We start from the raw sequence: 21,794 nt of genomic DNA on the forward strand, positions 1-21,794 counted from the left end.
TGGGCAGCGCCTGCACAGGCGGTGGCGCTTACAGCTGGTCGAAGTCGAGGACCACCTTGTCGCTGATCGGGAAGGCCTGGCAGGACAGCACGTAGCCGGCCGCCACTTCGTAGTCTTCCAGGGCGAAGTTGCTGTCCATTTCTACTTCGCCTTCGATCACCTTGCACTTGCAGGTCGAGCACACCCCGGCCTTGCACGAGTAGGGCAGTTCGGCGCCGTGTTCGTTACCGGCGTCGAGCACGCTGGCACTGTTGCGCGCCAGCTCGAACGACAGCTCGCGACCGTCGCTGATCACGGTGATCTGGCTCTTGGCGCTGTCGATCTGGGCGGCGGCCTGGCGTGCTTCGCGCTTGTGCGTGCTGCCCACGGCGGCGAACAGTTCGAAATGAATGCGCTCGGCCGGCATGCCGTTGGCCTTGAGCTGATCACGCACGGTTTCGGTCATGGCCTGCGGGCCGCAGATGAAGGCGGCGTCGAGGGCCTTGACGTCGAGCCAGCGGCTGAACAGTTGGGCGCACTTGTCGGCGTCGATGCGGCCGTTGTAGAGGTCAACGTCCTGCTGCTCGCGGCTGAAGATGAAGATCAGGTTGAGGCGTTGCAGGTAACGGTTTTTCAGGTCTTCGAGCTGTTCGCGAAACAGCGCCGAGTTGCTCGAACGGTTGCCGTAGAGCAGGGTGAAGCTGCTGTGCGGTTCGCGTTCCAGAGTGGTTTTGATGATCGACAGAATTGGCGTGATGCCGCTGCCGGCGGCCACTGCCAGGTAGTGGCCCTGGTGTGCCGGGTCGAGCGGCACGTAGAAGTGTCCGGACGGTGGCATCACTTCCAGGCTCTGGCCGGCCTTGAGGCTGTCGTTGGCGTAGGCCGAGAACAGCCCGCCGGGCACGCGCTTGATGGCGACGCGCAGTTCACCGTCGTTGACTCCGGTGCAGATCGAGTAGGAGCGGCGCACTTCCTGGCCTTCAAGTTGGGTGCGCATCACCAGGTGCTGGCCCTGGGTAAAGCTGAAATCGTTGGCCAGTTCGGCCGGTACGTCGAAGGCGATCGACACCGCGTCGCGGGTCTCCGGGCGTACTTCTTTAATCTTCAGGCTATGGAACTTGCTCATTTTTTTGTCTCCGGCAGCACGCTGCTCAGATGCACTTGAAGTAGTCAAAAGGCTCACGGCACTCGATGCAGCGGTACAGCGCCTTGCAGGCGGTGGAGCCGAATTCGCTGAGGCGTTCGGTGTGTGCGCTGCCGCATTGCGGGCAGCACACTTCATAGCGTTCACCCAGCAGGCTGCGCTTGCTGGCGCTGCCGGCCGGCGGGGCGATGCCGTAGGCGCGCAGGCGCTCGCGGCCGCTGTCGCTGATCCAGTCGGTGGTCCACGCCGGGGTCAGCCGGCGCTCCAGTTGCGGTGCGGCGAAGCCCGCTTGTTCCAGCGCTGTGGCGATGTCTTGCTCGATCACCTCGGTGGCCGGGCAGCCGGAGTAGGTCGGTGTGACCACCACATGCAGGTGGCCGCCTTGCCAGTCGAGGCCGCGGACGATGCCGAGCTCGACCACGCTGACCACCGGCACTTCCGGGTCCATCACCGCGTCGAGCACGGCCCAGGCCTGCGCCAGGTCGTTGGCCTGGAGCGGGCGCGCGCCGCGGTCGCTGGTAATCAGATCACCAGGTTGCATCGGGATAAGCTCGCGGCAGGAACTGCATCTCAGCCAGGAGGATGCCGAGGTGTTCGCTGTGCAGGCCACGACGGCCGCTCAGGTAGAAGTAACTGGCCGCTGGCGGTACCGGCAGGGTGGCACGGGCGAACACATCGGCGACCTTGGCGCGCCAGGCACTGGCAACCTCGTCTGCTGCTGCCGCGACACCGGCCTCGGCCAGGCGTTGCTCGACGTCGTCGCCGTTGACCAGCTCGACGCTGAAACGCCATACCTGGTCGATGGCCGCCAGCATGCGCTTGTGGCTTTCTTCGGTGCCATCACCCAGGCGCTCGACCCACTCGCCGGAGCGGCGCAGGTGGTAGGTGACTTCCTTCAGGGCCTTGGCGGCGATACCGGCGATGCGTTCATCGCTGGAGCTGCTCAGGGCGTGCAGCACCTGGAAATGCCAGGCGTCGTAGAGGAACTGTTTGACGATGGTGACCGCGTAGTCGCCGTTGGGTTGTTCGACCAGCAGCAGGTTGCGGTAAGCGCGCTCGTCACGGCGGTATGCCAGATCGTCGGCGTCGCGGCCGTCAGCCAGCAGCTCGGCGGCGTAGTCCAGCCAGTTGCGCGCCTGGCCGACCAGGTCGAGGCCGACGTTCATCAGCGCCAGTTCTTCTTCCAGTGCCGGGGCTTTGCCGCACCATTCGCACAGGCGCTGGCCCTGGATCAGGGCGCTGTCGCCAAGGCGCAGCAGGTATTGAATGAGGTCATCGTGTTGGTTCATGGCTATGGCCTCACATGTGCCCGACTTCAGCCGGCAGCTCGTAGAAGCTGGCGTGGCGGTAGACCTTGTCTTCCGACGGTACGAACAGCGGGTCTTTTTCGTCTGGCGACGAGGCGGTGATCAGCGCCGACGGCACCACCCACAGGCTCACACCTTCGTTGCGGCGGGTGTACAGCTCGCGCGCGTTTTCGATGGCCATCGCCGGGTCAGCAGCATGTACGCTGCCGACGTGCTTGTGATTGAGGCCGTGCTTGCTGCGCACGAACACTTCGAACAGGGTCCATTCGGACATGGCGGGACTCTCCAGATCAGGGGCGGTTCAAGCGGCGTCGCGCTTGGCTTGTTGTTGTTTTTTGCGGGCGTGGGCGACAGCGGCTTCGCGCACCCAGGCACCGTCCTCGATGGCCTTGCGGCGGGTGGCGACGCGTTCGGCGTTGCACGGGCCGTTGCCTTTGAGCACTTCGTAGAATTCTTCCCACTGGATGGCGCCGAAGTCGTAATGACCGCGTTCTTCGTTCCACTTCAGGTCCGGGTCTGGCGCGGTGCAGCCCAGCAGTTCCAGTTGCGGAATGGTCTGGTCGACGAAACGCTGGCGCAGCTCATCGTTGCCCTGGCGTTTGATTTTCCAGGCCATCGACTGGGCGCTGTTAGGCGAGTGTTCGTCGCTGGGGCCGAACATCATCAGCGCTGGCCACCACAGGCGGTTGATTGCGTCCTGGACCATGTCCTTCTGCGCCTGGGTGCCTTCTTGCATCATGGTCAGCAGCAGTTGGTAGCCCTGGCGCTGGTGAAAGCTCTCTTCCTTGCAGATACGGATCATCGCCCGCGAGTAGGGGCCGTAGGAGGTGCGCTGCAGCACCACCTGGTTGACGATTGCCGCGCCGTCGACCAGCCAGCCCACCGCACCCATGTCGGCCCAGCTCAGGGTTGGGTAGTTGAAGATGCTCGAATATTTGGCTTTGCCGCTGTGCAGCTTGGCGATTTCTTCGTCGCGGTCGGCGCCGAGGGTTTCCATTGCGCTGTACAGGTACAGGCCGTGGCCGGCTTCGTCCTGGATCTTGGCCATCAGCTGCAGCTTGCGCTTGAGGGTTGGCGCGCGAGTGACCCAGTTACCTTCCGGCAGCATGCCGACGATTTCCGAGTGAGCGTGCTGGGAGATCTGGCGGATCAGCGTCTGCCGGTAGGCGTCGGGCATCCAGTTCTTCGCTTCGATCTTGATCTCGGCGTCGATCTTCTCTTGGAAGGCGCGCTCCTCGGGCGACATCTCATCCAGCGCTTTGACCCGCTTAACGCCGGTCTCAACCAGTTGTGCGTACATGCTGTGTCTCCAGCCTTTTATAGGTTTGTCGGGAGGCCTTGGCCATGGCTGTATTTTTAAATGATACAAAAACAAATATCAAACAAAAAATTGTGTGTCGCATAATATTTTTGTATCACATCGCCGGTGGGAGCGGGCTTGCCCCGCGATCGCGGTTTGTCAGGCACACCGCATCGCGGGGCAAGCCCGCTCCCACCGGGCAAAAAAAAAGCCCCGCCGAGGCGGGGCTGAAAGAGGAGTGGGTCGAGCTCAGGCGCGTTTGTCGTAGACGTGGCAGGCCTTGCCTTCCGAGCGCTTCAGGCTATGGCAAGGCTGGATCAGCACGCGCGCGCTGATACCGATGTAGGTCTTGATCTGCTTGCTCAGTTCATTGCCAATCAGCTTTTGCTGGTCGGCATCCAGGCCTTGCAGGTCATGCTTGAGCTCAACGTGGACGTCCATGCCGTCGAGGTTGCCATTGCGATACAGATGTATCTCGTAGTTCTCTGAAAGCTGTTTTATTTTAAGTACCTGCTCCTCGATCTGCGTCGGGAACACGTTGACTCCGCGGATGATCAGCATGTCGTCGCTGCGTCCGGTGATCTTGTCGATCCGGCGCATCGGCCGTGCCGTGCCCGGCAGCAGGCGGGTGAGGTCGCGGGTGCGGTAGCGGATCATCGGCAGCGCTTCTTTGCTCAGCGAGGTGAACACCAGCTCGCCGTATTCGCCGTCGGGCAGTACCGCGCCGGTGACCGGGTCGATGATTTCCGGGTAGAAATGGTCTTCCCAGACGGTCGGGCCGTCTTTGCTCTCGGCGCATTCCATGGCCACGCCCGGGCCCATGATTTCCGACAGGCCGTAGATGTCCAGGGCAGTGATGCCCATGCGCTCTTCAACGGCCCGGCGCAGCTCGGCGGTCCAGGGTTCGGCGCCGAAGATGCCCAGGCGCAGCGCCAGTTTGTGCGGGTCGAGGCCCTGGCGCTCGATCTCGTCGGCGATGTTGAGCATGTACGACGGGGTGACCATGATGATGTCCGGCTGGAAATCACGGATCAGCTGGACCTGCTTCTCGGTCTGGCCGCCCGACATCGGAATTACCGTGCAACCCAGGCGCTCGGCACCGTAGTGCGCGCCCAGGCCACCGGTGAATAGGCCGTAGCCGTAGGAAATCTGCACCTTGTCGCCACGGCGGCCGCCGGCGGCGCGGATCGAACGGGCGACGACGTTGGCCCAGGTGTTGATGTCATTCTGGGTGTAACCGACCACTGTCGGTTTGCCGGTAGTGCCGCTGGAGGCATGCAGGCGCACGACTTCTTCCATTGGCACGGCGAACATGCCGTACGGGTAGTTGTCGCGCAGGTCGTTCTTGCCGGTGAAGGGGAACTTGGCGAGGTCTTCCAGCGACTTCAGGTCGTCCGGGTGCAGGCCCAGGCTGTCGAAGCGCTGCTTGTACAGCGGTACATTCTCATAGGCGTGCTTGAGGCTCCAGCGCAGGCGATCGAGCTGGTGCTGGCGCAATTGATCGATGCTCGCAGTTTCCATCGGATCAAGCAGGGACGTGTTGATAAGCATATTCATGGCTTCACTCGAATTGTTTTTGTGCAGGGCCCGCACGCAGGCCTTTGAGTGCTGATGAGCAGAATAACCCCAGGTGGCTGAAGTGTCAGAGCCGCTCGATAATCAGTGCAATCCCTTGACCAACGCCGATGCACATGGTGCACAGTGCATAACGGCCTTGGCGTTCTTCCAGTTCGTGCAGCGCGGTGGTGACCAGGCGCGCGCCGCTCATGCCCAGCGGGTGACCGAGGGCGATGGCGCCGCCGTTCGGGTTGACCCGCGCGTCGTCGTCGGCCAGGCCGAGTTCACGCAATACCGCCAGTCCCTGGGCGGCGAAGGCTTCGTTGAGTTCGATGACGTCCATATCGGCCAGGCTCAGGCCGGCCAGTTCCAGTACCTTGCGCGTGGCCGGCACCGGGCCGATGCCCATCAGCCGCGGCTCGACGCCGGCAGTGGCCATCGCCACCACCCGGCCACGGGCCTTGAGGCCATGGCGGGCGGCGGCTTGCGGGCTGGCCAGCAGGAGCGCGCAGGCGCCATCGTTGACCCCCGAGGCATTGCCTGCGGTGACGCTGCCGCCCTGGCGGAACGGCGTACCAAGCCTGGCCAGTTGCTCCAGGGTGGTGTCGCCGCGTGGGTGTTCGTCGTGCTCGACACGTTTGGCCGGGCCTTTGCGCTGAGGGATTTCTACCGCCACGATTTCCTTGGCCAGGCGGCCGTTGGCTTGCGCGGCGGCGGCCTTTTGCTGACTGCGCAGGGCGAAGGCATCCTGGTCGGCACGCGAGACATTGAAGTGGGCGGCGACATTCTCTGCGGTCTCGGGCATCGAGTCGATGCCGAATTGCTCCTGCATCAGCGGGTTGACGAAGCGCCAGCCAATGGTGGTATCAAAAATCTCTGCGCTACGGCCGAAGGCTTGTTCGGACTTGCCCATGACGAACGGCGCGCGCGACATCGATTCAACCCCGCCCGCGATCATCAGCCCGGCTTCGCCACAGCGGATGGCACGGGCGGCGCTGCCGATGGCGTCCAGACCGGAACCGCACAGGCGGTTGAGGGTGGTGCCCGGCACGCTGATGGGCAGGCCGGCCAGCAGCGAGGCCATGTGCGCAACGTTGCGGTTGTCTTCACCGGCCTGGTTGGCGCAGCCGTAGATCACGTCGTCGATGGCGCTCCAGTCCAGCTGCGGGTGGCGCTGCTGCAGGGCCTTGAGCGGAACCGCACCGAGGTCATCGGCACGCACGCTGGACAGGGCGCCAGCGTATCGGCCGATCGGGGTACGGATGGCGTCGATGATCAGAGCATCATTCATTTACGGTCTCCTGTGCCAGCACGGTGCCGCGCACTTTGTAGGACTTGCCACGGAACAGGGCGATCAACTGGCCGCGCTGGTTTTCAATGCGTACGTCGTAGTTGCCGGTGCGCCCGCTGCGGCTCAGTTCGCGGGCGTACGCGGTGAGGGTGTCGCCCAACTGCGCCGGGGCGACGTAATCGATGCTGCAGCCGATGGCCACGCAGGCGTCGTTGTAACTGTTGCAGGCGAAGGCAAACGCCGAATCGGCGAGGGCAAACAGGTAGCCGCCGTGGCAGGTGCCATGGCCTTGAATCATGTCTTCGCGCACGCTCATGCCCAGTGTGGTCTGGCCGGGGGCTACCGACAGCAGGCGGATACCCAGGCGTTGGCTGGCGGTATCGCGCTCAAACATGGTTTCGGCGCAGCGGGTGGCGAGGTCCAAGGCTTGGTGATTAGTCATGGAAGCGTCTCCCTTCGGCGACCAGGCGGCGCAGCAGCAGGGAAGGGCGATAGCGCTCTTCGCCGTAGCTGGCTTGCAGGTTTTCCAGGGTGCGCAGCACGCCGGACAGGCCGATGCTGTCGGCCCAGGCCAGTGGCCCCTGGGGATAATTGACCCCGGCGCGCATCGCCAGGTCGATGTCGGCGGCACTGCCGACGCCTTGCAGTACGGCATCAGCGCCTTCGTTGGCGAGCATGGCTACGCTGCGCAGCACGGCCAGGCCGGGCAGGTCGGCGAGCTGACTGACCTTGAGGCCCGCGCGCTGCAGCAAGGCCACGGCTTGGTCGCGGGCGTTGTCGGACGTGTCGGCGGCGCAGGCGATGGCCAGGCGGCTGGCCTTGGCATAGTCCAGCGCCAGGTCGATCAGTACCAGGTTGCGCAAGCCGTCATCCTGAGCACGCTGGCTGGCCAGGCGTCCGTCAGACAGCGCCAGCACGGCATCGCCAACTCGCAAGAGGCCGCAGCCGTCACGGCGAACCACGCTGACGCCTGCGTCCTGCAGGCGTTGGATCAGCGCCTCGGCGACACCCAGGCTGCCTTCTACTACCAGGCTGTTTACCGCAGCGCTGCTGCTCAGTTCGACTGGCTGCGGACGCTCGGCGCCTTCGGCGTAGTTATAGAAGCCATGACCACTCTTGCGACCGAGACGACCGGCGTCCACCAGCTCCTTCTGGATCAGCGAGGGCTGGAAGCGGAAGTCGCCGTAATAGGCTGCGAATACCGAACAGGTCACCGCGTAGTTGACGTCATGACCGATCAGGTCGGTCAGTTCGAAGGCGCCCATGCGAAAGCCGCCAGCGTCACGCAGCAGGGCATCGAGGGTCGCGCAGTCGGCGGCACCTTCCTGCAGCAGGCGCAGGCTTTCGGCATAGAACGGCCGGGCCACGCGGTTAACGATGAAGCCCGGGGTGGATTTGGTGTGCACCGGCTGTTTGCCCCAGGCGCGCGCGGTAGCGTACAGGCGCTCGGCCAGTGCCCGTGGCGTGGCCAGGCCAGAAACGATCTCGACCAGCGCCATCAGCGGCGCCGGGTTGAAGAAGTGCATGCCGATGACCCGCTCGGGGTGGGCAAGGCCCGCCGCCAGGCTGGTGATCGACAGTGACGAGGTGTTGCTGGCAAAGATGCACTCGGCGCTGCACAGCGCCTCCAGCTGGCGCAGCAGGCCACGCTTGACCTCAAGGTTCTCGACGATCGCCTCGATCACCAGACCGGCGTCGGCCAGTGCCTCGATCGCGTCGGCCGGCTGCAGACGGGCCACGGTGGCGGCGCGCGCCTCGGCACTGAGTTTGCCTTTCTCTACCAGCTTGCCGAGCTGGCGGTCGATGCCGTCGATGGCCTGGGCGGCGGCGCCGGGGCGGGCGTCATGCAGTTTTACCGGGTGCCCGGCCTGCGCTGCCACTTGAGCGATGCCCGCGCCCATGGCGCCGGCACCGATCACCGCGACGACGGTACTGAGGTTGAGTGCGCTCATGACTTAGCGTCCCTTGAAGGTGGGGGTGCGTTTGGCCATGAATGCGCTGACACCTTCGCGGTAGTCTTCGCTGCGTCCGGCCAGGCGCTGCAGGTCGCGCTCAAGGTCGAGCTGCTCATCGAAGCTGTTGCTCAGGCTGGCGTTCAGGCTGCGCTTGATCAGCGCCAGGCCGTAGGTTGGCTGGGTGGCCAGATGGCGCGCGAGCTTGAGTGCTTCAGCGCGCAGTTCGGCATCGTCCACCACTCGGTAGATCAACCCCCATTGCTCGGCCTGTTCGGCGCTCAGGCGCTCGCCGAGCATCATCAGCGCTTTGGCGCGGGCGTTGCCGACCAGGCGTGGCAGGGTCCAGGTTCCACCGGAATCAGGGATCAGGCCAATCTTGCAGAAGGCCTGGATAAAGCTTGCCGAGCGTGCGGCCAGTACCAGGTCGCAGGCCAGCGGAATGTTGGCACCGGCGCCAGCGGCAACGCCGTTGACCGCGCAGATTACCGGCATTGGCAAATCACGCAGGGCACGGATCAGCGGGTTGTAGAACTGCTCGATGGATTGACCGAGGTCTGGTGCGTCGGCACCCGGGGCGACATTACGGTCGCTGAGGTCCTGGCCGGCACAGAAGCCACGGCCTTCGCCGGTCAGCAGCAGCACACGCACCTCAGGATTGTGCCGCACCTGTTTGAGCGCTTCGCGCACTTCAGTGTGCATCAGCGTGTTGAAGCTATTGAGTTGTTCCGGGCGGTTGAGGCTCAGGCTGGCAACGCCGTCCTCGATGGCAAACAGAATGTGCTGGAAATTCATGGCTGGGGCGCTCTAGGGATAACCAGGGAAGGGGCGGCCAGGCTTACTGGCCGGTGAATTCGGGGCGGCGCTTGGCCTGGAAGGCGGCGATGCCTTCGTTGCGGTCGGCAGTGCCGGCCAGCACGGTGAAAGCGTGGCGCTCGAAGCGCAGGCCGCTGGCCAGGTCAGTGTCCTGTGCCTTGAGCAGCGCTTCCTTGGCCAGGCGCACGGCCAACGGTGCCTTCTGGGCAATCACCCGGGCGATGGCGATAGCACGGTCAACCGTGAATTCAGGTTGGGTCACTTCGCTGATCAGGCCGGCACGCTGGGCAAAGCGCGCATCGATGGCCTCGCCGGTGAGCACCATTTGCATGGCCAGCGACTTGCCGACTGCGCGCAGCAAACGTTGGGTGCCGCCAGCGCCGGGCATGATGCCGAGGTTGATTTCCGGCTGGCCGAAACGCGCATCTTCACCGGCGATAAGGATGTCGGCGTGCATCGCCAGCTCGCAGCCACCGCCCAGGCAGAAGCCGTTGACCGCAGCGATCAGCGGCTTGGAGAAAGCGGCGATGCGCTGCCAGTGGGCAACGCGCGGGTCATTGAGGATGCCGACCAGGTCGCGTTCGGCCATTTCCTTAATGTCGGCACCAGCGGCGAAGGCTTTGCGACTGCCGGTGATGACCACGGCGCGGGTCTCGGGATCGCGTTCGGCCTGTTCCAACTCCAGCGCCAGTTCACCGAGCAGCTCGGTGTTCAGGGCGTTCAGCGCTTCCGGGCGCTGCAGGGTGATCAGGCGGACGCCCGCTTCAGGGGCAAGGACGGCAAGGGTGCGAGGCATCGAACGCTCCTCAGGCTGCACGCACGGCTTGGTTAGCCGGCTCGTTATTGGGTGTCGCAGCGCGTTGGCGCAGCGCCGTCGGGGGCGCCTGCCAGGCTGCATTTTTTCGAGTATACGCACAAAGCGATACAAAACAACAACCAAAAATATCAATAGCGTGTCTTATTGTGCGCTGTCATGGCATGCCGTGGTGGGTAGGAGAGGTGCTCGACGCCTTGCTAAAGTGGCGTTCTAGCAGGCTTTTTTCCGGGTTTTAGGCGGATTCATCGACTTGATGCAAAATTCCGATACAAGATTTCTTTACATCTAGCAAAAAAAGCGTTGTGATACAGAAAAACAAATTACGCGTATCGCTTTCTGTAGCTTTTCGCCCTTGTCGTGTGTTTTTCGAGGAATTGACTCATGTCGTCCACTGCTACCCATGCCGCGCTGGAACTGTTCGACCACCACCGCGAGACGCTCGACCGCGCGCTGCAGGCAATTGCCGAGCGCGGCTACTGGTCGCCGTACAGCGAACAGCTCAAGCACTATCCTGCTGCAGCCGTCGAAGGTGCACAGGCGGCATTCGAGGCCTTGCTCAATCGACCGTTCGCCTTGCACGGCCCGGCGGCGGTGAGTGAGGTTGGCGGCGAGCGTTCGCCCTATGGCTTTGACCTTGGGGTGCGCTACGCCCAGTACGACGCCGAGCAGTTGCTGGCGCGTCAGCAGCAGGCGCTGCCGGCCTGGCGCGATGCTGGCCCGCAGGCGCGGGTTGGCGCGTGCCTGGAGATCCTCCAGCGCCTCAATACCCTGAGCCCGACCCTGGCCCATGCGGTGATGCACACCACTGGTCAGGCGTTCATGATGGCCTTCCAGGCCGGTGGCGCGCATGCCCAGGACCGTGGCCTGGAGGCCGTAGCCTATGCCTGGCGGGCGATGGCCGAGGTGCCGCAGGCGGCGCAGTGGGTCAAGCCGCAGGGCAAACTCGATCCGCTGCAATTGGACAAGCGCTGGCACATCGTGCCGCGTGGCCTGTCGCTGGTGGTCGCCTGTTCGACCTTCCCGACCTGGAACACCTACCCGGGCCTTTTCGCCAGCCTGGCCACCGGCAACCCGGTGCTGGTCAAGGCGCACCCGGCAGCAATCCTGCCGGTGGCGATGAGCGTCAACGTGGCACAAGAGGTGCTCGCCGAGCTGGGCTTCGACCCGGCGCTGGTCAGCCTGGTGGTCGATACCCCGCAAGCGCCTGTGGCACAGCAGTTGGCGCTGGATCCGCGGGTCAAGCTGGTCGACTTCACCGGCGCCAATGCCTTCGGTGAGTGGCTTGAGCGCAACGCGCTGCAGGCCCAGGTCTTCACCGAGAAGGCCGGGATCAACACGGTGATCATCGACAGCACCGCCAACTTCAAGGCCGTGGCCAAGAACCTGGCGTTCTCCCTCAGCCTGTATTCCGGGCAGATGTGCACCACCCCGCAGGCTATTTATGTGCCGCGCGGCGGCATCCGCAATGGCGATGAACAGCTGAGCTTCGCGCAAGTGGCCGAGGCCTTGGCGGCAGCGATCACAGGCTTTCTCGCCGACAATGACCGCGCCTGTGCGGTCCTCGGCGCTATCCAGTCTGAGGCGACTGCTGCGCGTATCGACAGTTGCCGCGCGCTCGGCGAGGTAGTGCTCGACAGCGAAGTGCGCGAGCATCCGCAATTCCCGGCTGCGCGGGTGCACACGCCGCTGCTGCTGAAAGTTGATGCGGCGCAGCGCGATGCCTATTCACAAGAGCGCTTCGGCCCGATCGCCTTCATCATCGCCACCGACGACAGCGCGCACAGCTTGCAACTGGCCCGCGAAGTGATCGCCAGCCAGGGCGCCATGACCCTGGGCGTGTACTCCACCGACGAAGGCTTCCTCGCCGAGGCCGAAACACTGGCGCAGGACGTTGCCGTGGCGCTGTCGGTAAACCTTGACGGCGGTGTGTTGGTCAACCAGTCGGCGGCCTTCAGCGACTTCCATGCCACCGGTGGCAACCCGGCGGCCAATGCTTCGATCAGCGATGGCGCGTTCGTCAGCCGCCGTTTCGTTATCGTCCAGAGCCGCCGTCACGCGGCCCAATGAGTGCATTGTCATGACTTGCTATAGCCTTGACGGCCTGACCCCGGTGGTCCATCCCAGCGCCTATGTGCACCCCTCGGCGGTGCTGATTGGTGACGTGATTATTGGTCCTGGTTGCTACGTTGGCCCGTTGGCCAGCCTGCGCGGTGACTTCGGGCGCATTGTTCTGGAAGAGGGCGCCAATATTCAGGACACCTGCGTGATGCACGGTTTTCCCGAAAGCGACACGGTGGTGGGGCGCAACGGTCATATCGGCCATGGCGCGGTACTGCATGGCTGCCGCATCGGTGACGATGTGCTGGTCGGGATGAACGCGGTGGTCATGGATAACGCGCAGATCGGCGCGCGCTCGTTCGTGGCCGCCACCACCTTCGTCAAAGCCGGCTTCACCTGCGACGCGCAGTCGCTGGTGCTCGGCTCGCCGGCGGCGGTCAAGCGACGCCTCAGCGACGAGGAGGTGGCCTGGAAGCTCGCGGGTACTGAGGAATACCAGCGTCTGGCCCAGCGCTGTGCGCAGGGGCTGGTGGCTTGCGAGCCGTTGCCAGAGGTTGAAGCGGGCCGTCCGCGGATCAGTGCCAGCACCTTGCGACCCAAGGGGGCCGGGCAATGAGCCGAGCGCTGAAGGCCAGCGCCGATGGCCAGGCCTGGCGCTCAGGGGGTATATTTCGCAGCAACTCCATGCCCGGTCTTGTCATGACGTCTCTTGCGCCCCTCAATCAGTTGATTACCCGTTTCCAACAGCAGACCCCGCTGCGTGCCAGTTCGCTGATCATCACCCTCTACGGTGATGCCATCGAACCGCACGGCGGCACGGTATGGCTCGGTAGCCTGATCCAGTTGCTCGAGCCCATCGGTATCAACGAGCGGCTGATTCGTACCTCGATTTTTCGCCTGACCAAAGAAGGCTGGTTGAGCGCCGAGAAGGTTGGCCGGCGCAGCTATTACAGCCTCACCGGCACCGGTCGGCGGCGTTTCGAGAAGGCGTTCAAGCGGGTTTACAGTTCCGCACTGCCGGCCTGGGATGGTTCCTGGACCCTGGCACTGCTGACGCAACTGCCGCAAGACAAGCGCAAACAAGTGCGCGAAGAACTGGAGTGGCAAGGTTTTGGTGCAATTTCACCGGTAATGCTCGCCTGTCCGCGCTGCGACCGCGTCGATGTCACCGCGACCCTGCAAGACCTGGACGTACTGGAAGACACCATCCTGTTCGAAACTGCCGCCCAGGATGTACTGGCCTCAAAGGCCCTGCGCATGCAGGTGCGCGAGAGCTGGAACATCGAAGCGCTGGCGGCGCAGTACAGCGAGTTCATCCAGCTGTTCCGGCCCTTGTGGCAGGCGCTGCGCGAGCAGGACAGCTTGCAGCCGATGGACTGCTTCCTGGCCCGAACCTTGCTCATTCATGAATACCGCAAGCTGCTGTTGCGTGATCCACAGTTGCCTGACGAACTGTTGCCCGGCGACTGGGAAGGGCGTGCGGCGCGGCAACTGTGCCGCAATATCTACCGTCTGGTGTGTGTCAAAGGCGAAGAGCACCTGAGCAGCGCGCTGGAAACCGCCGACGGCCCGCTACCGGAGGTCGGAGAAAGTTTCTATCGGCGCTTCGGTGGGCTTAAATAGACAACTGGTTGTGTAAGAATCACGTGAAAATGCAATAATCTGGGCGCGCCAGAATGGGCGCCCGGCAAATAATAAAAATATCAGTGAGGCCTGTAACATCATGATGACTGCAAATGCACTCAGGGCAGACCGTTTTGATGAATGGCTGCAGAACATCAATCAGGCCTGCGGCCGTTTCTGCGCCCAGACCCTGGGGCCTGACTTTGCCGGCTCGGTAAAGGAGCACAAGGCCGGTGCGCTCAAGGCCAGTTTCGTCGATGTTACTCAGGCCCGCCTCTATCGCACCGGGCGCGAGGTCGAGCAAAGCGAGAACCGGCACTTTTTCGCCGCGTTTCAGTTGCAGGGCCAGGCGGTCATGGAGCAGGGCGGCAACCGCGTCATGCTGTCGCCTGGCGACATCACCCTGATCGACGCGACCTTGCCCAGCGACTTCACTTACAGTGACAACTCCCGCCAATTGTCGTTGATCCTGCCGCGGCACCTGGTCGAGCACAGTCAGCGTTTCAGCAACATTCGCTGCGCACAGCGCATCGATGCCCGTTCGCCCATCGCCTTGCTGGCCAACCGTCTGGTGCTGGAAGCCACCCGCCACGACAGCCTCAGCCTGCAGGAAAGCGAAGCGACCCTGGAGGCGATCATCAGCCTGTTGCGCCCGGTGATTGGCAGCACCGAAGCGGATCCGGACGTGCATGAGCGGCTGTTTCGCAAAACCATTGCCTTCATCGATGAACACATCCGCAATGAGGAGCTGTGCCCGGAACTGTTGGCGCGAGAGGTTGGCGTGTCGGTGCGCGGCTTGTACCGGATGTTCTCGAAAAAGGGCCTGGTGGTGGCGCAGTACATCAAGAACCGCCGCCTGGACTTCTGTGCCGAGTCCCTGCGTCATGGTGGAGCGGAGCAGAAGCTCTCTGCCTTGGGGTATGCCTGGGGTTTCTCTGACGCCAGCTACTTCTCTACCGCCTTCAAAGCCCGCTTTGGCGTAGCGCCGGGCGAGTACCGCAAGCGTTACCAGCACTGATTCACGGGCTGCCCCATCTCCGCCCTGAAGTGCACTACACACCTGCATCCGGCACGGTGGGAGCGGGCTTGCCCCGCGATTTGCTGTATCGCGCCAGATCGCGGGGCAAGCCCGCTCCCACCGGGCCGGTACGGCCACCCCAGCCAATGAGTTGCCAGTCGTGTTGGCAGTACAACCAATACGACTGGCAGGCAGAAAAAAACCTTCATTGACCACTCCGGTTTAAATCGACATGTCAAAAGCCAACGATCCGCCTTGAGCGGTCGCAGGCTTCCCCGTGGCAGGAGACTCAGCGGGCAATGTGGATGCTCAGGTCAGAGGTTTCAGTTCCATGCATAACAACAAGATTCGCCAGTGCCTGGCTGGCTTTACCGTGCTAGCGCTGTTCCAGGTGGCTCAGGTGCAGGCTGCGGCCTGTGTGCCTGCCGCCGTGGAAACCGGCAGCAAACTGTTCGCCAGGGACTGCTCGGTGTGCCATGCGGTCAAGGAAGGCGTGACCGGCATGATGGGGGTCAACCTCCATGGTGTGGCAGGCCGCACCTCGGGCACTTTCCCCGGTTTCAGCTACTCGCAGGCGATGAAAGACAAGGCCGTCGCGTGGAAAGCCGAAACCCTTCAAGCCTTCATCACCCAGCCACAGGCCTACGTGCCAGGTACCTACATGCCTTACATGGGCATGGCTTCCGCTGACGAAAGCGCCGCAGTTGCCTGCTTCCTGACCCAGAAGTGATCGGTCGGATCGGTTCAATGAATGATGAGGAATGAGTATGAGCAAGGTTGATGTACTGCCGCAGGTCGCGGCGTTTCTGCAGCGTCGGCACGGGTGCTTCATCGATGGTCAGTGGGTGGTGCCTGAAGGCAGCAGCTCGCCGGTACTGAACCCGGCAACCGGCGAAACCATCGCCCAAGTGGCTGACGCCAGCGCCGAGCTGGTCGACCGTGCGGTGCAGTCGGCACGCAAGGCGCACGAAACACGAGTCTGGTCGGGGCTGCGCCCGGCTGATCGCGAGCGCATTCTGCTGCGCTTCACCGCCCTGGTCGAAGAACACGGCGAAGAACTGGCGCAACTGGAAACCCTGTGCCAAGGCAAATCGATCAACATGGCGCGGATGCTGGATGTCAACGCTACCGTTGAGTTCATGCGCTACATGTCCGGCTGGGCCACCAAGATCGAAGGGCAGACCCTCGACGTCTCCATCCCGCTGCCCGAAGGCGCACGCTACACCGCCTTTGCCCGCCGCGAGCCGGTGGGAGTGGTTGCCGGTATCGTGCCGTGGAACTTCCCGCTGATGATCACCACCTGGAAGCTCATGCCCGCGCTGGCCACCGGCTGCACGGTGGTGATCAAGCCGTCGCCGGAAACCCCGCTGACGGCCCTGCGCCTGGTCGAGCTGGCCATTGAGGCCGGTGTGCCTGCTGGTGTGTTCAACCTGGTGACCGGTGCAGGCAACGTCGGCCAGGCACTGGCCTCACACAAGAACATCGACAAGGTGTCGTTCACCGGTTCCACCGCGGTGGGCAAGATCGTCGGCGGCGTTGCCGTGCAGAACATGACCCGCTTTGCTCTGGAGCTGGGTGGCAAGAACCCGATGATCATTCTGGCCGATGCCGATATCGACAAAGCCGTGCAAGGTGCGCTGCTGGGTGGCCTACTCAACAACGGCCAGGTGTGCGCGGCTGCTTCGCGTTTCTACGTGCACCGCTCGCGTTACGACGACTTCGTGGCCGGTCTGGCGGCGGCGGTGTCCGGCATGCCGATCGGTGCTGGCATGGACACTACTGCGGTGGTTAACCCACTGGTCTCGCGCAAGCAGCAGCAGAGCGTGCTCAAGCACATCGAAACCGCCAAACAAGAAGGTGCGCGCGTGGTTGCCGGTGGCGAGCTGGTCGACAGTGCCGGCTTCTATGTACAGCCTACCGTGCTTGCCGATGTTGACCACAGCATGGCGGTGTCTCGTGCTGAAGTGTTCGGTCCGGTGCTCTCGGTGATTCCGTTCGATGACGAGGAACAGGCCATTGCCATGGCCAACGACAGCGAATACGGCCTGGCGGCCAGCCTGTGGACCAACGACCTGACCAAGGCGATGAACCTGGTGCCGCGTATCGAAGCCGGTACCGTCTGGGTCAACGCCCATGTGCTGCTCGACCCGAACATGCCGTTTGGTGGGGTCAAACAGTCGGGTATGGGGCGTGAGTTTGGCCGCAGTGTGGTTGAGGCTTATACCGAAATTAAATCGGTGTGCATCGCGCACTGATTGTTGAATGCTCTTTTGCGGCAGGCCTTGGGCCTGCCTTTTTTTTGCGGGGCTTTTCACGGATTGTCGGGGGGAAGGGTTGGTTTTGGCGTTGAGGGCTGTGGGCTTATCCATTTGGAGGGGTGGCTGTGCTGGCCCTACCGGTGGGAGCGGGCTTGACCCGCGATGCGATGTGACTGAATAGCCGCAATCGCGGGGCAAGCCCGCTCCCACCGTGCCAGGTTTTCCGTTTCGCTATTTGAAAGCTGCATCAGGTTTGTTTCTGTGCAGCCAATTCAGCCTCACGCTCGGCGATGGCGATTTCCAATTCGGGGGAGCGCTTGGCCCACTGTTCGGGCGGCAGTGGTTTGGACCACTCGATGATGGCGGGGTAGGTCAGGCTTGGAGGCGGGTTCAGTTTCCAGCGCTCAATAACGTCTATAAGTAGCGTGTTGAAAATGAAAATCCCGCAGAAACCTTCCCAAATCAGGGTGATGAACCAGCCCCTTAACTTTGCAGCCTTGACGAGGTCGTCCAGGTACGTCCCCCATATACCTTTAGATCTGTCGAAGCGTGCAGTCAGATCTTCAACGGCGTCCGGTCCAACTTCCATGTAACTGCGGATGCACTCCCACAACGCCATGGCGGTGGTGCCGCCACCACAGTTGAAGCCCATTGAATAATGTTTGTGTTCGTCCTTGGCCTGCGGGTCGGGGTTCTCAAAGCCGATGACCAATAAGCCCATCGTGACTTTACCCCCCTGACTGACCGACGAATGTTGCGTCGCCGCTGCTGTCACGCTCTCCCAGGGGACAATCCAGTACTCGCCATCCGCCTGCGGTATGCACACTTCGCGGCGTTGTCGATTGAAACGCATTGGTAAAGGCGTTTCGCGGCACAGACCCTGGATCAAAAGAAAAGTAGGAATACCAGTAATACAAGCCCCCAAAATCAGCGCGTCAGGGTCGTTGAAGAAATAGGCCAGCCCCAAAAACAGCATCACCATTGGCCATAGCACCATTACTGCCGAACCGATGTTGTAATTGCTGATATCAAGAAATACCTCGTTCTTGCGCCAAATGATGTTGAGCACATCAGAAGGTTTTCTGCCCGTAGGAATAGGCAGCGGGGCCAAATAGTCATTGCGCGAAAATAAACGTTTTTTCGTCGTACCTGCTGGTGGCGTACTCATGTGTTGTCCTTGGGTTGCAGGTAATGGGCACCGGGAAGGCCTGCGCCGAGCTCGAATTTCGGCATCTGGTCCAGTTCTGGAGTCGGGTCGTTCAGGGTAAAGGCCACGCCCCGCTCACCGCCGATAAAGGTTCCGGCACCCAGCAGTGCGGTTAGGGGGGTGCGGTACCACAGACGCAGGGATAGGGTGCGCGGTTTTGATCCCAGGACACCCCATTCGGTGTTGAAAGGACCACTGAGGCGCAAGCCTTCGCCGTCTTTGGCCGGTATCCAGCTACAGGTGCTGCTGGGCAACCAGTGCGGTGTCATGTTCCGCCAAGGCTTGGCCTCTCGGTGTTCGCTGGGCGGGCGGTGTTTGGTCAAGTAATCGGAGAGCTGGCTATCCCATGGATCCCCCATCAGGCTCAGCCGCAGGTAGGCGCTACCGGGCTCGGCCCCGGGCAAGTCGATGGTCAGGGAATCGATGGTGCTTTCGCCGCCCAACCCCAAGGGACTAGGGTAAAAGCCCATGTCCAAGTGACCCTTTATGCTGACTTGAACGCAATCGTCATGGCGCTTGTCCCCACGGTGGGAGCGGGCTTGACCCGCGATGCGATGTGACTGAAGAGCCGCTATCGAGGGGCAAGCCCGCTCCCACCGAGCCAGGTTTTCCGTTTCGCTATTGTTTCCGCCGGGGCACACTGAAGGCTGCATCAGGTTTGTTTCTGTGCCGTCCGCGCAGCCAATTCAGCCTCACGCTTGGCGATGGCGATTTCCAATTCAGGGGAGCGCTTGGCCCACTGTTCGGGCGGCAGTGGTTTGGACCATTCGATGATGGCGGGGTGGGTCAGATCAGGCGGATGCGACAACTTTAAGTACTGTAGTTTTTCCGCGAGGTATGTCCCCAGCATCGTAATACAGAATATTCCCCACATAACCTGCAGCAGATTCCCCTTGCGTAAATCGGTGATGATCGAACCGATCTGCGTTTCTTCGTAGGGTGCAATACCTACTCGGCTGTCAGGTACTGCATCTGGTCCTATTTCCATGTAGCTGCGGATACACTCCCATAGCGCCATGGCGTCGGTACCACCGCCACAGCTGAAGCCCATTGAAAAATGTTTGTGATCGTCTTTGGCCTGCGGGTCGGGGTTTTCAAAACCGATGACCAATAAACCCATTGTGTTTCTACCTGCTTGACTCACCGACGAATGTTGCGTCGCTGCTGCCGTCACGCTTTCCCAAGGGACGATCCAGTACTCGCCATCCGCCAGCTGTACGCACACTTCACGGCGTTGCCGATTGAAACGCACGGGTAAAGGCGTTTCGCGGCACAGGCCCTGGATCAAAAACAAGGTGGGAACTCCAACGATGATAATTGCCCCCCCCAGCATTAGAGGGTCAGGTGTGATGTAGTACATCAGTGCAAACAGCATCACCATTGGCCATAGCACCATCACTGCCGAACCGATGCTGTAGTTGCCAATATCGATATATGCCTTGTTCTTGCGCCAAATGGTGTTGAGCATGTCACAGGGCTTTTCGCCGGTAGGAATGGGCAGCGGGGCCAAATAGTCATTGCGCGAAAACAAGCGTTTTTTCGTGGTACCTGCTGGTGGCGTACTCATGTGTTGTCCTTGGGTTGCAGGTAATGGGCACCGGGGAGGCCTGCGCCGAGCTCGAATTTCGGCATCTGGTCCAGTTCTGGAGTCGGGTCGTTGCGCAGGGCAACGACGCCTGAGTGGTCATTCAGGGTGAAGGCCACGCCCCGCTCACCGCCGATAAAGGTTCCGGCGCCCAGCAGTGCGGTTAGGGGGTTGCGGTACCACAGACGCAGGGAGACGGTGCGCGGTTTCGATCCCAGGACACCCCATTCGGTGTTGAAGGGACCACTGAGGCGCAAGCCTTGGCCGTCTTTGGCCGGTATCCAGCTACAGGTGCTGCTGGGCAACCAGTGCGGTGTCATGTTCCGCCAAGGCCTGGCCTCTCGGTGTTCGCTGGGCGGGCGGTGTTTGGTCAAGTAATCGGAGAGCTGGCTATCCCAAGGATCCCCCATCAGGCTCAGCCGCAGGTAGGCGCTACCGGGCTCGGCCCCGGGCAAGTCGATGGTCAGGGAGTCGATGGTGCTTTCGCCGCCCAACCCCAAGGGACTAGAGTGAAAGCCCATGTCCAAGTGGCTCTTCATGCTGACTTGAACGCTATCGTCATGGCGCTTGTCCCCACGGTGGGAGCGGGCTTGACCCGCGATGCGATGTGACTGAAGAGCCGCTATCGCGGGGCAAGCTGAACTGGTCAAGTAATCCTGGACACCCGTTAAGGTTTACGCCGCCAGCTTCTCTGCCTCGACCGGCGACCGGTATCCGTTGTAGCTGTGAGGCCTAGTGGTGTTGTAGCGGGTGATAAAGCGCTGCACATCCATTCGGGCCTCATGCTCCGAGTCGTAGCCATCTTCGGGTACCCACTCAGATTTCAGGCTTCCAAAAAACCGCTCCATCGGGGCGTTGTCCCAGCACTCGCCTTTACGGCTCATGCTCTGCCGGTGCCCATGCTCGCGCAGCTCATTTCTGAACTTGTGGCTGGTGTACTGACAGCCTTGGTCAGAGTGAAATAGCACACCCTTGGGGCGTCCGCGCAGCTCGGTTGCCATGCGTAAGGCCGCGCAGGTCAGTTCAGCATCCGAGATCATCGAGAACGACCAGCCGACAATCCGCCGTGCAAACAAGTCCAAGACAGCCGCGAAGTACAGCCAGCGCTTACCAGCCTTGATGTACGTTACATCTCCGCACCAGACCTCATTTGTCGCCCGCACATCGAATTGCCGTTTGAGCTCGTGCGGTGCGGTCAGGGCTTCAACGCCTGAAGATTTGTATTTGTGGCGTCTGCGTTGACGGCTGCTGATCCCAGCTTCTTGCATCAGGCGGCGCGCCTTGAAGCGGCCGACTGGGTGTCCACTGGCTTGCAGCATCTTGGCCAAGGTGCGCGAACCTGCCGCCCCTCTCGACTCACGATGATGTCTGATCAACTGGGCCTTGAGTTTTTCCCGTCCGGGGTAACGCCGGTCCTTACGCTGGCGCCAGCAGTAGAAACTGCTGCGGCTGACCCCAAGCACCCGACAACACTCATTAACGCCGTATTGCTCACCCAGCTCATCGATCAACGCGAGTGATCTTTGGCGTCCAAAAGCAGGAGAGCGCTGGCCTTTTTTAGGATTTCGATATCCCGGTCTTTCTGCTTGAGCAGGGCTTTGAGCCGTTGGATTTCCTGCTGGTCTGCCGTTATTGCCTTGGCACCCACAGGGGTTAAGCCTTGACGCTCCTGGCGCAGTTGATCGACCCAACGACGCAACGCTGTAGGGCCAATGCCTAAACTGGCACAGACCTGTGGAACTGATTGGCCTTCGTCCAGCACCATGCTGGCCGCCTGTAGCTTGAAGTCACTCGAGTAAGAATTACGCATATCCAAACACCTCAGGTTTGGGCGCCATCATAGCGCCCGATTGAGGTGTCCAGGATCATTAGGCCAGTTCAA

The 21,794-nt window shown here is 62.1% G+C and carries 23 protein-coding genes; 6 read left to right on the forward strand and 17 right to left on the reverse strand.

Annotated features, from left to right (window positions below; translation table 11 throughout):
* Positions 1–28: 28 nt before the first annotated feature.
* The 11 genes from paaE to paaF all read right to left on the reverse strand — a co-directional run bounded on the left by paaE (position 29) and on the right by paaF (position 10,142).
* Positions 29–1,105, reverse strand: a complete 1,077-nt coding sequence (paaE, locus tag ACP6KB_RS09795; protein ID WP_442113527.1) for a 1,2-phenylacetyl-CoA epoxidase subunit PaaE — start codon at positions 1,103–1,105, stop codon at positions 29–31.
* A gap of 25 nt (positions 1,106–1,130) precedes the next feature.
* Complete coding sequence (gene paaD / locus ACP6KB_RS09800) at positions 1,131–1,664, reverse strand: 1,2-phenylacetyl-CoA epoxidase subunit PaaD (RefSeq protein WP_442113528.1); 534 nt, start codon at positions 1,662–1,664, stop codon at positions 1,131–1,133.
* A complete protein-coding gene (gene paaC, locus ACP6KB_RS09805) occupies positions 1,651–2,412 on the reverse strand; it encodes a 1,2-phenylacetyl-CoA epoxidase subunit PaaC (RefSeq protein ID WP_442113529.1) in 762 nt (253 codons plus the stop codon). Before paaC ends, paaD begins: the two co-directional genes overlap by 14 nt.
* Positions 2,413–2,422: 10 nt before the next feature.
* Positions 2,423–2,704: a 1,2-phenylacetyl-CoA epoxidase subunit PaaB gene (gene paaB / locus ACP6KB_RS09810; protein ID WP_133216060.1), complete on the reverse strand. Its 282-nt coding sequence runs from the start codon at positions 2,702–2,704 to the stop codon at positions 2,423–2,425.
* Positions 2,705–2,731: 27 nt separating this feature from the next.
* Positions 2,732–3,730, reverse strand: coding sequence for a 1,2-phenylacetyl-CoA epoxidase subunit PaaA (gene paaA, locus ACP6KB_RS09815; RefSeq protein ID WP_442113530.1), 999 nt, complete (start codon positions 3,728–3,730; stop codon positions 2,732–2,734).
* 249 nt (positions 3,731–3,979) lie between these two features.
* Positions 3,980–5,287, reverse strand: a complete 1,308-nt coding sequence (paaK, locus tag ACP6KB_RS09820; protein WP_442113531.1) for a phenylacetate--CoA ligase PaaK — start codon at positions 5,285–5,287, stop codon at positions 3,980–3,982.
* Positions 5,288–5,372: 85 nt separating this feature from the next.
* Positions 5,373–6,578 (reverse strand): 3-oxoadipyl-CoA thiolase, encoded by a 1,206-nt coding sequence (pcaF, locus tag ACP6KB_RS09825; RefSeq protein WP_442113532.1) that lies wholly within the window; start codon positions 6,576–6,578, stop codon positions 5,373–5,375.
* Positions 6,571–7,020 (reverse strand): hydroxyphenylacetyl-CoA thioesterase PaaI, encoded by a 450-nt coding sequence (gene paaI, locus ACP6KB_RS09830; protein ID WP_442113533.1) that lies wholly within the window; start codon positions 7,018–7,020, stop codon positions 6,571–6,573. The genes pcaF and paaI overlap by 8 nt, the downstream gene beginning before the upstream one ends.
* Positions 7,013–8,530, reverse strand: a complete 1,518-nt coding sequence (paaH, locus tag ACP6KB_RS09835; RefSeq protein ID WP_442113534.1) for a 3-hydroxyacyl-CoA dehydrogenase PaaH — start codon at positions 8,528–8,530, stop codon at positions 7,013–7,015. The genes paaI and paaH overlap by 8 nt, the downstream gene beginning before the upstream one ends.
* Positions 8,531–8,533: 3 nt before the next feature.
* Positions 8,534–9,325 (reverse strand): 2-(1,2-epoxy-1,2-dihydrophenyl)acetyl-CoA isomerase PaaG, encoded by a 792-nt coding sequence (gene paaG, locus ACP6KB_RS09840; RefSeq protein ID WP_442113535.1) that lies wholly within the window; start codon positions 9,323–9,325, stop codon positions 8,534–8,536.
* 43 nt (positions 9,326–9,368) lie between these two features.
* Positions 9,369–10,142 carry a 2,3-dehydroadipyl-CoA hydratase PaaF gene (paaF, locus tag ACP6KB_RS09845; RefSeq protein ID WP_442113536.1) on the reverse strand — a complete coding sequence of 258 codons (774 nt, stop codon included), beginning with the start codon at positions 10,140–10,142 and terminating at the stop codon, positions 9,369–9,371.
* Positions 10,143–10,544: 402 nt separating this feature from the next.
* Between paaF and paaN the strand changes: the two genes are divergently transcribed.
* From paaN to ACP6KB_RS09875, 6 genes are all read left to right on the forward strand, one after another.
* Positions 10,545–12,230 carry a phenylacetic acid degradation protein PaaN gene (paaN, locus tag ACP6KB_RS09850; RefSeq protein WP_442113537.1) on the forward strand — a complete coding sequence of 562 codons (1,686 nt, stop codon included), beginning with the start codon at positions 10,545–10,547 and terminating at the stop codon, positions 12,228–12,230.
* 10 nt (positions 12,231–12,240) lie between these two features.
* A complete protein-coding gene (gene paaY / locus ACP6KB_RS09855) occupies positions 12,241–12,837 on the forward strand; it encodes a phenylacetic acid degradation protein PaaY (RefSeq protein ID WP_442113538.1) in 597 nt (198 codons plus the stop codon).
* A gap of 83 nt (positions 12,838–12,920) precedes the next feature.
* Positions 12,921–13,844, forward strand: coding sequence for a phenylacetic acid degradation operon negative regulatory protein PaaX (gene paaX, locus ACP6KB_RS09860; RefSeq protein ID WP_442114286.1), 924 nt, complete (start codon positions 12,921–12,923; stop codon positions 13,842–13,844).
* Positions 13,845–13,944: 100 nt separating this feature from the next.
* Positions 13,945–14,862: a transcriptional regulator FeaR gene (gene feaR, locus ACP6KB_RS09865; RefSeq protein WP_442113539.1), complete on the forward strand. Its 918-nt coding sequence runs from the start codon at positions 13,945–13,947 to the stop codon at positions 14,860–14,862.
* A 331-nt stretch (positions 14,863–15,193) separates the two neighbouring features.
* Positions 15,194–15,592 carry a c-type cytochrome gene (locus tag ACP6KB_RS09870; protein WP_442113540.1) on the forward strand — a complete coding sequence of 133 codons (399 nt, stop codon included), beginning with the start codon at positions 15,194–15,196 and terminating at the stop codon, positions 15,590–15,592.
* A gap of 37 nt (positions 15,593–15,629) precedes the next feature.
* Positions 15,630–17,117, forward strand: coding sequence for an aldehyde dehydrogenase family protein (locus ACP6KB_RS09875; protein ID WP_442113541.1), 1,488 nt, complete (start codon positions 15,630–15,632; stop codon positions 17,115–17,117).
* A gap of 250 nt (positions 17,118–17,367) precedes the next feature.
* On the opposite strand, the gene ACP6KB_RS09880 is transcribed toward ACP6KB_RS09875, so the two are convergent.
* The 6 genes from ACP6KB_RS09880 to ACP6KB_RS09905 all read right to left on the reverse strand — a co-directional run bounded on the left by ACP6KB_RS09880 (position 17,368) and on the right by ACP6KB_RS09905 (position 21,722).
* A complete protein-coding gene (locus ACP6KB_RS09880) occupies positions 17,368–18,288 on the reverse strand; it encodes a hypothetical protein (protein WP_442113542.1) in 921 nt (306 codons plus the stop codon).
* The gene (locus ACP6KB_RS09885; protein WP_442113543.1) at positions 18,285–18,797 is read right to left on the reverse strand and encodes a hypothetical protein; all 513 of its coding nucleotides are present in this window, start codon (positions 18,795–18,797) and stop codon (positions 18,285–18,287) included. Before ACP6KB_RS09885 ends, ACP6KB_RS09880 begins: the two co-directional genes overlap by 4 nt.
* A gap of 182 nt (positions 18,798–18,979) precedes the next feature.
* Complete coding sequence (locus ACP6KB_RS09890; protein WP_442113544.1) at positions 18,980–19,894, reverse strand: hypothetical protein; 915 nt, start codon at positions 19,892–19,894, stop codon at positions 18,980–18,982.
* The gene (locus ACP6KB_RS09895; RefSeq protein ID WP_442113545.1) at positions 19,891–20,451 is read right to left on the reverse strand and encodes a hypothetical protein; all 561 of its coding nucleotides are present in this window, start codon (positions 20,449–20,451) and stop codon (positions 19,891–19,893) included. Before ACP6KB_RS09895 ends, ACP6KB_RS09890 begins: the two co-directional genes overlap by 4 nt.
* Positions 20,452–20,586: 135 nt before the next feature.
* A complete protein-coding gene (locus ACP6KB_RS09900; RefSeq protein ID WP_442107850.1) occupies positions 20,587–21,423 on the reverse strand; it encodes an IS3 family transposase in 837 nt (278 codons plus the stop codon).
* Positions 21,420–21,722, reverse strand: coding sequence for a transposase (locus ACP6KB_RS09905; protein WP_442107852.1), 303 nt, complete (start codon positions 21,720–21,722; stop codon positions 21,420–21,422). Before ACP6KB_RS09905 ends, ACP6KB_RS09900 begins: the two co-directional genes overlap by 4 nt.
* Positions 21,723–21,794: the final 72 nt, after the last annotated feature.

It is taken from the genome of Pseudomonas sp. NUPR-001 (genome assembly GCF_052147955.1).
Lineage (GTDB): Bacteria > Pseudomonadota > Gammaproteobacteria > Pseudomonadales > Pseudomonadaceae > Aquipseudomonas.